11 protein-coding genes are annotated in these 11,930 nt (G+C 69.5%); 2 read left to right on the top strand and 9 right to left on the bottom strand.

Annotated elements, in window-relative coordinates:
• Positions 1-109 precede the first annotated feature (109 nt).
• From VM221_06120 to VM221_06110, 3 genes are all read right to left on the bottom strand, one after another.
• Positions 110-2,299, bottom strand: a complete 2,190-nt coding sequence (locus VM221_06120; GenBank protein ID HUT74392.1) for a sulfatase — start codon at positions 2,297-2,299, stop codon at positions 110-112.
• Between the two features lie 250 nt (positions 2,300-2,549).
• On the bottom strand, positions 2,550-3,863 hold the full coding sequence (locus VM221_06115; GenBank protein HUT74391.1) for an ArsB/NhaD family transporter: 1,314 nt from the start codon (positions 3,861-3,863) through the stop codon (positions 2,550-2,552).
• The gene (locus tag VM221_06110) at positions 3,860-4,327 is read right to left on the bottom strand and encodes a CBS domain-containing protein (protein ID HUT74390.1); all 468 of its coding nucleotides are present in this window, start codon (positions 4,325-4,327) and stop codon (positions 3,860-3,862) included. Before VM221_06110 ends, VM221_06115 begins: the two co-directional genes overlap by 4 nt.
• Positions 4,328-4,585: 258 nt before the next feature.
• On the opposite strand from VM221_06110, the gene prmC reads away from it, so the two are divergent.
• Together prmC and VM221_06100 are read left to right on the top strand one after the other, a co-directional pair.
• Positions 4,586-5,428, top strand: coding sequence for a peptide chain release factor N(5)-glutamine methyltransferase (gene prmC / locus VM221_06105; GenBank protein ID HUT74389.1), 843 nt, complete (start codon positions 4,586-4,588; stop codon positions 5,426-5,428).
• A 285-nt stretch (positions 5,429-5,713) separates the two neighbouring features.
• Positions 5,714-7,009, top strand: a complete 1,296-nt coding sequence (locus VM221_06100; protein HUT74388.1) for an MFS transporter — start codon at positions 5,714-5,716, stop codon at positions 7,007-7,009.
• Between the two features lie 69 nt (positions 7,010-7,078).
• Here VM221_06100 and cmk read toward each other — a convergent pair whose 3' ends face one another.
• The 6 genes from cmk to hisH form a co-directional block, all read right to left on the bottom strand.
• A complete protein-coding gene (gene cmk / locus VM221_06095; protein ID HUT74387.1) occupies positions 7,079-7,768 on the bottom strand; it encodes a (d)CMP kinase in 690 nt (229 codons plus the stop codon).
• Complete coding sequence (locus tag VM221_06090) at positions 7,768-8,745, bottom strand: glycosyltransferase family 2 protein (protein HUT74386.1); 978 nt, start codon at positions 8,743-8,745, stop codon at positions 7,768-7,770. The genes cmk and VM221_06090 overlap by 1 nt, the downstream gene beginning before the upstream one ends.
• Complete coding sequence (gene hisI, locus VM221_06085; GenBank protein HUT74385.1) at positions 8,742-9,113, bottom strand: phosphoribosyl-AMP cyclohydrolase; 372 nt, start codon at positions 9,111-9,113, stop codon at positions 8,742-8,744. The genes VM221_06090 and hisI overlap by 4 nt, the downstream gene beginning before the upstream one ends.
• A 47-nt stretch (positions 9,114-9,160) precedes the next feature.
• Positions 9,161-9,967: an imidazole glycerol phosphate synthase subunit HisF gene (gene hisF / locus VM221_06080; protein ID HUT74384.1), complete on the bottom strand. Its 807-nt coding sequence runs from the start codon at positions 9,965-9,967 to the stop codon at positions 9,161-9,163.
• Positions 9,968-10,107: 140 nt separating this feature from the next.
• Entirely contained in the window at positions 10,108-10,824 is a 717-nt protein-coding gene (gene hisA / locus VM221_06075) for a 1-(5-phosphoribosyl)-5-[(5-phosphoribosylamino)methylideneamino]imidazole-4-carboxamide isomerase (GenBank protein HUT74383.1), read from the bottom strand.
• Positions 10,825-10,847: 23 nt separating this feature from the next.
• Positions 10,848-11,711 (bottom strand): imidazole glycerol phosphate synthase subunit HisH, encoded by an 864-nt coding sequence (gene hisH, locus VM221_06070; GenBank protein ID HUT74382.1) that lies wholly within the window; start codon positions 11,709-11,711, stop codon positions 10,848-10,850.
• Positions 11,712-11,930: the final 219 nt, after the last annotated feature.

Genomic DNA, 11,930 nt, shown 5'->3' with positions numbered 1-11,930 from the left:
GGTTTCGCGCGCTGGCCGCTCGTTCCTGCCGAGCCGCGGAGCCAGCGACGTCGGGCGATAACCCGCAGCGCAGACCACGCTGGAGATGCAACTGATCGCGCCGCAAGCATCAGGGGGCGACGTAACCGAGGCTCCGCAGGCGTTCCGTTGTACGCTCGTCGAGAGGGGCGGCGGTCACGCCTGCGCGCAGCCACGCTGCCGTCCGCTGCTCACTCGCGCGCGTCAGCGCCAGCAAGCGGCCCCGCAGCGCGAAGGGCGCGCGCGGACCGCCCGCCAGGTTGTGGTGTTCACCCGGGTCCGTTCGCAGGTCATAAGCTTCGACTTCGCCGGTCCGTGGATGCAGGATGACCTTGTGCCGGGCTGTGCGCAGAGCCTTCTGTTCAGCGCCGTAGAGCAGGTGTTCGACGAACAGTTCGCGGTCATCGGGCGCCGCCTCGCCGGCGCGCGCGAGCGCTATCAGCGACCGGCCGCGGACGCCGGTCGGACGGGGCAAGCCGGAGACTGCCAACACGGTCGGGAGCAGGTCAATCAACCCCACTTGCGCCGGCACACGCCGTCCCGCGGATTCATTGCGCGGGAGCTTGACCAGCAGAGGCACGTGCAGCACCTCATCGAAGACGCTGTGACCGTGCTCGAAGCCGCCGTGGTCCCAGAATTCCTCGCCGTGGTCCGCGCTGATGATGATGAGCATATCGTCATAGAGTCCCGCGCGGCGTAACTGGTCCAGCAGCCAGCCGAGCCAACGGTCCGCGTAACGCACCTCATCATTGTAGAGCGCCTCGAGATAGCGCTTGCCCTGGTCATCGGGGATCACCTCGCGGTGTACGAGCAGGTAGGCAAGCTCAGGCGTCATCTTCAGCGACGGCCGAGGAAAGGCCGCCAGGGTCGTCGCCGACTTCTGCGGCGGATCGTAGGGCAGGTGGGGGTCCATGAGATGCATCCACATGAAGAAGGGCCGCCGGCGCGGATGCTTCAGCCAGAGCCAGCCATCCCGCACCAGCCGCTCCGCGTCGTCGAAGTCGAGCCCGGGGGCCTGGTAGTAGCCGGGCTCCTCGCGCACCGTGCCGGCCACCAGGCGGCCGAGCGCCGTCTGCGTAAACCAGCCCTGATAGATGCCGAATCGCGGCAGGGGGCCGCCGCCATTCCTGGCGGGATCGTCGGGGTTGCGAAACCGGTCAAAACCGCGTCCGAACCGGCGATTGCTCCTGATCGTAGGATTCACCACCTCCGCCGCGGTGACGTAGCCTTCCGCACGCATGAGCTCGGCCAGTGTCGGCTGCGGGGTCAGCAGCCCGCCCACGAAGCCAACCACATAGGATTCGTAGCTGCGCGGCGCCAGCCCCAGCTCCGACGGTAACCGGGAGGTGAGCATCGTTCCCAGGGAGGAAGCGGTCCACGGTGCGGAGGCGAAGGCCTGCTCGAACGTAAGGGCATCCCGGGCGAAGCTATCGAGGTGCGGCGTCAGTCGCCGCTCGTTGCCGTAGACGCCGAGCCGGTCCGCGCGCAGGGCGTCCACCGTCACCAGCAGCACGTTGGGCGTGCCTCGCCGCGGCGCACGCCGCGGCGAGGGGAGCATGGCGTGCGCACCCGCCAGGGGCAGTCCGACGCCGGTCACCGTCACCGCCGCCGCAACCAGCCAGCGAAAAACTCGTCGGCCCAGCACTGGACGGCGAGATCTCAGCCATCTCGCCCATAGAGCGTAGAGGGTCAGGCCGACCAGCCCGCCGATGGCGATGGCGCCAAGCTGTTCGTTTCCGGTCAGTCCGCCCGCGCTCCGTCGCGCCCACACCGCCCCCCCCCCAACGCCCCCTGCGACCAGGGCGACCAGGGCACTGCCGCTAAGCACAACGCGGCCACCCCCCGTGCTTAGAGCCACGTACGCGCTGAATACCAGCAGGGACGCGTAGGCGCCACCGAGGGACAGCATGTTCATTCGCACGTTCGGATCGCTCAGGTCCGGCCGGCAAGCGATGAGGGCCGCGGGGACGACGACCGCCGCCGATGGCCAGTACGAGACGCTGACGCTCGAGGGGGCCGGACGGTGGAAAAGCACGGTCACCAGCGATACCCCGAGGCCCGCCAGCGCGAAGACTACTGCGCCCAGGATCGCGTACACGCCAACCGTGGCGCTCCACGCAAGCCAGAAAGAAACGCCCTCGAGCGGTGGCAGACCGGCGCCTGCCGCCGCGGCGGCCTCGCTCAACCCGACGATGATCCCCGCCACCAAGCCCACGGGCACGGCAGCCGTCAGGTGCGCCGCCAAAGCTGACCCGAGAGCGGATTTCGACTTGTCTCGCATGACGCTGCCTCCACCAACTACCATTGGGCGTGACGCGAGCAGGGCGAAACGCGCTTCATCGGAATAGACGTCGGGGCGGGGACGAATGTTTCGTTGACGCCTCACCTCGTCGGCGTCGCGGATGCGCGGCCAGCGGGGGCGGCGGCGGCCGGGCGGCGGTCGCCGCCGGCCACTCGCTGATGGGCGTGGTGAGAACGAGGCTCCTCCGCCTGCTCTCGCTTGTCCTTTCGCCGGCGCCGCCACATCGTGCCTACAACAGGTAGCGCAGATAGACGTAGGCGCTCGAGATCAGGAGCGACTCGATCACCACGGGCACGCCGTACTTGACGAACTCCATGAACTTGATGGGATAGCCGTTGCGCTCGGCGATGCCGGCGACGACAACGTTGGCGGACGCCCCCACCAGGGTGCCGTTGCCGCCGAGGCAGGCGCCCAACGCCAGCGACCACCACAGCGGCATCATCGCCGGGCTGTGGGCGGCGGCGTGGACATCTGCCCCGGGCGAGAGCGCCCGCGCCACCTCCAATAGCATGGGGTTGACGGTGGCGACGAAGGGGATGTTGTCCACCACCGCCGACAGCACGGCCGATACCCACAGCAGCACGATGGCGCTGAGGGGAATGCTGTGCTGGGCGAGGGCGAGCAGGCGGCCGGCGATGGCGGCGATGACGCCGGTTTCGATGAGTGCGCCGACCAGGATGAACAGACCGACAAAGAACAGCAGGGTTGGCCATTCGACCTCGTGCAGCACCTGCTCCAGCTCCGCCCGGCTCACCACTAACAGCAGCGCCGCGCCGGCGATGGCGATGGTCGCCGGCAGCAGGTGCAGGCTCTCGTGCAGAAAGAACCCGACCAGGGTCAGGCCGAGGACCGCCAGGCAGCGGCGCAGCAGCGGCCAGTCGGTGATGGCTTTGGTCTCGTCGAACTCGTAGATGCGCGCACGCACCTCCTCGCTGATGACGACGCTGCGGCGGAAGAATGCGCGCACGGTGGCGAGATAGACCAGGAAGATGATGATGGCGACGGGGGCGAGGTTAGTGATGAAGCTCATGAAGCCGAGCCCGGCGGCGCTGCCGATCATGATGTTGGGGGGGTCGCCGATGAGGGTGGCGGTGCCGCCGATGTTGGAGGCCAGAATCTCGCTGATGAGGAAGGGCACCGGACTCACCGACAGCGATTCAGCGATGAGGATGGTCACCGGCGCGATCAGCAGCACCGTGGTCACGTTGTCGAGGAAAGCGGAGCCGACCGCGGTCACCACCGAGAACATGATGATCATGCGCATGGGCTCGGCGCGAGCGAGCTTGGCGGACTTGATCGCCAGCCACTGGAAGAGCCCAGTGCGGCGGGTAATGTTGACGATCACCATCATGCCGAACAGCAGGAATACCGTGTTCCAGTCCACGGCGGCGAAGGCGGCGTCCTGGGGCACCACCCGCAGCACCAGCACCAGCCCCGCGCCGGCGAGCGCCACCACGGTGCGGTGCAGGCGCTCGGTGGCGATCAGCGCGTAGGCGCCGAGGAAGATGGCGACCGCGAGCACGACCTGGGTGTCGCCGCTCATTCACCGTCCTCCGGGCGCTTGAAGTGGGGCCACACGATCTCGTCCACGATGTCCTGTAGGCTGACCATCCCCACCACGTGCTCCTCGCGCACGATGGGCACGTCCGTCACCTCCTTGGTGACCATCACCGCCGCCAACTCCACCACCGACGTGTCCGCGGTGAGGCAGACGTCGCACGGGCGCATGACATCGCGCACCAGCATGTGACCCACCTCCTCGATCCGCGACTCGAAGGGCTTGAAATCCTCGGGCAGGAAGCTGAGGTCGCCGATGTCCGCCGCGTACTTGGGCAGGATGAGCCGCAGCAGGCTCAAGCGGTCCACCACCCCCACCACCTCGCCCTCGGCGTTGACCACCGGCATGCCGCCGCGGCCGCAACCGTGCATCAGCCGCGCCGCCTCGGCGACCGTGGCCCCCTCGAAGACGGTCGTCACCTGCTCCGTCATGATGTCTCGCGCTTGCATCTCATACCTCCCCGGCCATGCACGTCCAACGTGGGGCGCCTTCATCCGCCCGCTGCGCGCCGCTCCTCAGTTCGACGGCCGAACGGCATAGCCTGCCGCTGGCCCGCCGCGGCAGGATTGACCGCCGCCATGCTGGAAAACCGGCGGCGCACATCTCCTCCAGCGTGCTCTTCCTCTCGGCGCACGCCCCTGGCGCGCCCGGCGGTTCGGCGCTACAATGTGCAGTGGCGTCACCCTGCTCTGAGGTGCAGCCGACTTATGCCCGAGCTCGTGCAGCAAGCGATCTGCAACACCGCCGCCGCCCTGCGCCGCGCCGGCGTCGCCGAGCCGGCACGCGAGGCCATGGTGCTCGCGGCGTGGGCCGGTCGCGTCTCGCAGGCGGCAATCCTCATCCATCCCGAGCGCCGCCTCGACCACGATGAGGAGAACCGCCTGCAACGGGCGGTGCAGCAACGCCAACGACGTGAGCCCCTCGCCTACATCACCGGCCGCGTCGAGTTCTTCGGCCTCGAGCTGGAGGTGGACCCGCGCGTCCTGGTGCCGCGCCCGGAGACGGAGCACGTGGTGGAGTGCGTGCTGGCCGTCGCCGGGGAGTGGGAGCAACCGCTGATCGCGGACCTCGGCACCGGCAGCGGTTGCATCGCGGTCGCGCTCGCGCGCTGCCTCGACCGGGCGTTGGTCTATGCCGTGGACGCCTCCGCGGACGCGCTCGCGGTCGCCGCCGCCAATGTGCGGCGCCACCAGGTGGAGGGACGGGTGCGCCTGCTGCAGGGCGACCTGCTGGCTCCGCTATCGGAGCCGGTGCACGTGGTAGCCTCGAACCCACCCTACATCGCTACGGACGACTTCCCCGCGCTGATGCCGGAGGTGCGCGACCACGAACCGCGCGCGGCCCTCGACGGCGGCGCCGACGGCCTGGCGGTCATCCGGCGGCTGCTCCAGGCGGCGCCGGCGCATCTCCTCCCCGGCGGCGCGCTGGTGATGGAGACCGGCGCGACCCAGGGCGGGGCGGTGCTGGCGCTGGCGCGGGAGCACTTCGCCTCCGCGCGCATCGAGCGCGACCTGGCGGGACTGGACCGCGTGCTGGTGGCGCGAATCTAGCTTGCGCCCCACGCGGCGCTGCACCGCGGTCGGCGGCCTGCGCCCGGCTTGCGCGCACCCGGCGCCGCCGGGCAGGAAACCCCGACGAGACCGAGGAATACATTCACCAGGCCCCCGGCGCGTCCGACCGCAGGTGACCGCAGTGGCGGTGTGCCGCGCCTCGGGTCGGCCCGGCCCCGATGTCCTCGTACCGCCCATCGCCGCCCCACGTCGGCGCGCGATCGGCGAGGCGGTACGCCCCGCGCCCGTCTCGGATTCCGGCCGGGCGCGCAACCGGCAGTGACCATGGACGAAGAGCAACCGCGCGAGTCAGATACTCCCGCTGCACCCGCGACCGCGGACCGTCCGGCCTCCACCGTCGAGCCGGACGGCGATCCCTCCTGGCGCGTCACCCTCTACGCGGCGTGGGTCGCGCAGATCATCTCCATCATCGGCTTCTCGTTCGTGATGCCCTTCTTCCCGTTCTATATTCGCGAGTTGGGCATCACCGATCCGCGGCTGGTCCCTATCTGGTCGGGACTGGTGATGACCGCGGGCGGGATCTCGATGACGGTGGCGGGGCCGCTGTGGGGCATGGTGGCGGATCGTTACGGGCGCAAGCTCATGGTGCAGCGGGCGATGTTCGGCGGCGCCGTCATCATGGGGTTGATGGGCCTGGTGAGCAACGTTTACCACCTCCTCGTGCTGCGCCTGCTGCAGGGGGCGGTGACGGGAACGGTGCCGGCGTCAATCGCGCTGGTGTCGAGCGTCACGCCTCGCAACCGCATGGGGTACAGCATGGGACTGATGCAGATGGCGGTCTTTGCCGGCTCCTCTCTGGGCCCGTGGGTAGGGGGGAGCGTGGCGGATCGTTTCGGCTACCGCGTGCCGTTCGCGGTGACTGCGGGGCTGCTGGCGTGCGCGGGCGTGCTGGTGCTCTTTGGCACTCGCGAGCGCTTCCAGCGCCCGGCCGCGCACGAGGTGCAAGCCGCCCATTCGATCCGCAGTCTGCTGCGCCTGCCGGGCGTCACCACGTTGCTGGTGGTCTATTGCGCCCTTAACCTCAGCGCCACCATCGTCACCCCCATCTTCCCGCTGTTCGTCGAGCGGCTGCTGCACACGGACGCGGGCGCCGCCTCCGCCACCGGCATGATCCTCGCCATCACCGGCATCGCGGCCGCCGGCGCGGCAGTGGTCATCGGCCGAGCCGGCGATCGCCGCGGGCATCACCGCATCCTGGTCGCGGCCACGGCGGCGGCCGGGCTCATGTGTTTCCCGCAGGCGGTCGCCCACAGCGTCGGGCAGTTGCTTGCCGTGCGCGTCGTCTTCGGCCTCGCCGCCGGCGGCATGATCCCCACCATGAACTCCCTCGTCGCCGGCCTGGTGCCGCGCCGCAGCCTGGGCAGCATCTACGGCATGACCGCCGCGGCGTCCGCATCGGGGGCGGCGCTGGGGCCTCTCCTCGGCGGGTGGCTCGCGGCCTCGATGGGCCTGCGGGCGCCCTTCGTGCTGATGGGGGCGATGCTGGTCATGCTGGCGCTGATGGTGCAGTGGCGGGTCGCCACGCCGACCGCGAATGACGATCCCGACCCGGGTCCATAGGCAGCCGCCCCGCTCTTCGCTCCCCATGGGCGGCCCGTCATTCCCGCCCGTCTCCGCGTCTATCGGCGGCTATCGCTCCGCGGCACCCCCCGGCGGCTGCTCGACCAATGCGACCATGCGGGCGACGACTTCCTCGATGCCGAAGTTGTCGGTATCAATGGTGACCGCATCGGGGGCGGGGCGCAGGGGTGATGAGGCGCGGGTCGCGTCGCGGCGGTCGCGGGCCTCGATTTGCCGCCGCACTTCGTCGAGGTCGGCGTGCTCGCCGGCGGCTTGCAGGTCTATCATGCGCCGGCGCGCGCGCTCCGCCAGCGACGCGGTGAGGAAGACCTTGACCTTGGCGTCGGGCAGCACCACCGTCTGGATGTCGCGCCCCTCCATCACTACCCCGCCGCCCTGGGCGAGGCGCCGCTGCTGCGCGACCAGCGTGTGCCGCACCTCGGCATGGGTGGAGATGCGCGACGCGAGCTGCTCCAGCTCCGGCGCGCGCAGGTTTCCCGTGATGTCGCAGCCTGACAGCAGGATCCTCGTCCCGCCGTCGGGGGCCGCCTCGACGCGCAAATCCATGTCGGCGGTCATCGCGGCCAGGGTGGGCGCGTCATCGGCGGCGATGCCGAGCTTGCGCGCCTGCCAGGCGATGGCGCGGTACATCGCGCCGGTCTCGACGCACAGCAGCCCCAGGCGCCGCGCCACCAGGCGCGCGACGGTGGTTTTGCCTGCGCCGGCGGGGCCGTCTATGGCGATGGTGGGCTTGCGCATTACGACTCCCGCCGCAGCGCGGCCCCCGCGCGGCGCAGGGCGAAGGCGGCGCGGATGCCGAGCATGGCGGCGCCATAGGTTGTCCACGGCAACGCGCCACGGTAGTGTTTGCGATAGAACCGCAGCAATCCTTCCTGGCTCAGGCGCAGGGCTTGGCGGCGGGCCTGGGAGGTGGCGGCGCCGACGTGGTGGATGGCGCGGGCGTTGGGGACGAAGTAGATGCGCCACGCCGCCTGCCGCAAGCGGTAGCACAGGTCCACGTCGTTGAAGAACAGCGGAAACTGCTCGTCGAACAGACCGACCTGCAGCAGCGCCCGCCGCCGCACCATGAACGCCGACGCCATCGGCTGCTCCACCTCGCGCACCGAATCGTAGTCCCAGAAGGTCAGCCGGTAGCGCCCGCAGGTTTCGCTGCGCGGGAAGAGGCGCGCCAGGCACAGGAAGTCCGCCAGCAGCGCGCCCGGTGTCGGAAAGCTGCGGACCGAGCACTGCAAGCGCCCGTCGGGGTAGGTGAGCCTGGGAGCGCATGCCCCGGCCGCGGGGTTGGCGTCCATGAACTCGACCAGTGCGTCAATCGTCCCCGCCGCCACCCGCACGTCGGGATTGAGCAGCAGCAGCAGGTCGCCCGCGCTGGCGCGCAGAGCCTGGTTGCTGGCGCGCGCGTATTGCTCATTGGCGGCGTTGGCGATGAGACGCACGCCTGGGAAGTCGCCCGCCACCATGTCGGCGCTGCCGTCGCCGGAGGCGTTGTCAACGACGATGATCTCGTACGGGCAGCCGGGGGCGTGCTCGACGAGAGATTGCAGGCACGCGCGCAAATGGTCGCGCGTGTTCCAGCTGACGATGCAGATGGAGAGGGCGACCGGGATAGGGTCCGTCTGAGCCGCAAGCGAAGAACCTGCTGCGGTGGTAGGGGCACAGCATGCTGTGCCCCTACGGTCAGGCTGCTCAGAATGACACGCCGGCGCCTCGCTCATCCCCCCTGCTCCGGCGCGAACAGCTTCTCCCCCACGACCTCGAGCCGCCCGTCCGCCAGCCGCCGGTAGAAGCACGAGCGAAAGCCGGTGTGACAGGCGGCGCCCACCTGCTCGATCTTCAGCAGCACCGCGTCGAGGTCGCAGTCGAGGTGGACCGCCAGCACCCGCTGGCGGTTGCCGGAGGTCTCGCCCTTGACCCACAGCTTCCGCCGCGAGCGGCTGTAATAACTCGCATATCCGGTCTCGACGGTCAGACGGAAGGCTTCCTCGTTCATGTGGGCCAGCATCAGCACCTCGCCGGTGGCGGCATCTTGGGCGATTGCCGCCACCAGGCCGTTCGCATCGTATTTCAGTTCGGGCAGGTCCATTGCAGTTTCCCGGATGAGAGATAGAGCCCGACGGTTACCGGCCGTCGTCACGCCATTTCCGGCTCGAAGCGCACGGGCACCCCGCGCTCGGCGACGTACCGCTTGATCTCGTTGATGCTGAGCTCCTCGAAATGGGTGATGCTGGCGATGAGGGCGGCATCGGCGCGGCCCTCGGTGAACGCCTGCAGGATGTGCTCGGGCGAACCGGCGCCGCCGGAGGCGATGACGGGGATGGGGACGGCATCGGCGACCGCGCGCGTGAGCTCAAGGTCATAGCCTTCCTTGGTGCCGTCGGCGTCCATGCTGGTGAGCAGGATTTCGCCGGCGCCGAGCTCGGCCGCGCGCACCGCCCATTCCACCGCGTCCAGCCCGGTCGGTCGCCGCCCGCCGTGGGTATAGACCTCCCACGACGGCGCGCTGGAGTAGGGGCGGTCGAGACGGCGGACGATGGGCCGGCGCTTGGCGTCAATCGCCACCACGATGCACTGCGAGCCGAAGCGCTGCGCCCCCTGGGAGATGAGGTTGGGCACCTGCACCGCGCGAGTGTTGATGGCGACCTTGTCCGCCCCCGCTTTGAGGATGGCGCGCAGGTCCTCCAGCGACCGCAGCCCTCCGCCCACCGTGTAGGGGATGAAGACCTGCTCGGCGGCGCGGGCGGCGATGTCGGCCATGATGTCGCGCTGCTGGTGGGAGGCGGTGATGTCGAGGAACACCAGCTCGTCGGCGCTCTCCTCGGAATAGCGCGCGGCGAGCTCGACCGGGTCGCCGGCGTCGCGCAGGTTGACGAAGCGCGTGCCCTTGACCACGCGCCCGGCGGTCACGTCCAAACAAGGTATGATGCGTTTGGCGAGCATGGGCTGGGGTCAACCGCACATCTCACAGATCGCGCAGATGCAAGGTTCCATCACACCATTCATCCGCACCATCCGCGAAATCTCCTTCGTCCGCGCAGCTTCCCTCCTTGTTTCAGCCCGCCGGGCCGTGGAGCGCCCATCTACGGCGGGTAAGTCTCCGCCGCGACCGCGGGCGGCAGGTCGCCGGTATAGATGGCGCGACCGACGATGGCGGCCTCGGCGCCCGCCGCGGCCACCGCCGCCAGGTGCTCGCGCGCGCCGATCCCCCCGGCGGCAATGACGGGGGCGCTCACCGCCGCCACGATCTGCGCCAGCGCCGCGACGTTGTGCCCCGCCAGCGTGCCGTCGTGGGCGATGTCGGTGTAGATGATGCGGCGCGCGCCCAGCGATACCAGTCGACAGGCGAAATCAGCGGCGGCAATCGCGGTCGTCTCCTCCCACCCGGCGATGGCGACCATGCCCCCGCGAGCGTCCACCCCGGCCGCGACCGCCTCACCGAAGCGCGAGAAGAACTCGCGCGCGGCGTCCTCGTTTTCCGTCAGCGCGGTGCCGACGATGGCGCGGTCGGCCCCGGTATCGAGGGCCTGGCGCACCGCCTCGAGGGTGCGCAGGCCGCCGCCGACCTGCACCGGGCACGACACCGCCGCGCAGATGGCGGCGAGGGCCTCCAGGTGCTGTGGGGCGCCCACGCGCGCCCCGTCCAGGTCCACCACGTGCAGGCGGCGCGCTCCTGCCTGCTCCCAGCGCCGCGCCACCTCGACCGGCTGGTTGGCGTAGACCGTCTCCAGCTCGTAGCGCCCCTGGAACAGGCGCACGCAGCGCCCATCGCGCAGGTCTATGGCAGGTATGACATACAAGAGATCGCCTTTCCCCGCCGGGCTCAGCGGATGGTTTGGGCGATCGCCCCCGGCGGCTCGAGCGGCCCCTGGGGGTAGGCCATGCGCGCGAAGTTGTCGAGCACGCGCAGGCCGGCGCGCCCACTTTTCTCCGGATGGAACTGGCACGCAAAGACCTTCCCCCACCCCACCGCCGAGGTGAACTCGATACCGTAATCGGTGGTCGCGCAGGTGTAGCCGTCGGCCTCCGGCACGACGGCATAGGAGTGGACGAAGTAGAACATCGAATCCTGCGGGATGCCCGCCAGCGCCGGGTGCAGCTTGACGATGCGGATGGAGTTCCACCCGATGTGGGGGACTTTCAACCGCGGCTCGGCCGGGGTTGAAGGCTCGCTCGGCTGCGCTCTGCCAAAGTTAGCCGGCACCGGATCCCAGGCGGCCGCCGGCGACTGTGGTTGCGGTGCGGGTGCGGCGAAGGCCGCCCCGCTCAGGCGCTTGACCCGCCCCCGCAGGAGGCCCAGGCCCTTGACCTCACCGAACTCCTCGCTGACCTCGAACAGAAGCTGCAGGCCCAGGCAAATGCCCATGAAGGGCTTGCCCGCGTTGACCGTCATCTCTATTGCCTGCGCCAGGCCCTCCTGCTGCAGGGCGGCCATGGCCTTGGCGAAAGCGCCCACCCCGGGCAGGATAACGGCGTCGGCCTTGAGTACGGTCGGGGTATGGGTCGTCACCTGGGCGGGATAGCCCAACTGGTGCAGGGCCTTTTCGACGCTGCGCAGGTTGCCGGTGCCCAGGTCAATGATGGCGATCATAGGTTCGGTCCACCGATCCCAGTATATGGCGTGCGCGCAGACGGCGTCAAGCGCGGGGGAACCGCGGGCGGCGGTGAACTCGTAGGGGCACGGCATGCGCCCCCACACAGCCGAGGCGGTGCCACATTCGGGCGAGCAATTGACCGCCCTAACGGATAACGGTCACCTCCCGAGGCTAGTGTAGTGTCCCAGCAATATATTGACAATAACGCTCCATGGTGTTATTCTCCGGAGCATGTGGGAAAAAGCCAAAACGCTGAAGATGACGAACGAGCAGCGCACAACACTGGAATCTTGGCGGCGAGCCAAGACCAG

Source organism: Armatimonadota bacterium, from assembly GCA_035527535.1.
Taxonomy (GTDB): domain Bacteria; phylum Armatimonadota; class Hebobacteria.
Note: the sequence above shows the minus strand (reverse complement) of the source record. Positions and strands in the feature narration are given on the sequence as shown.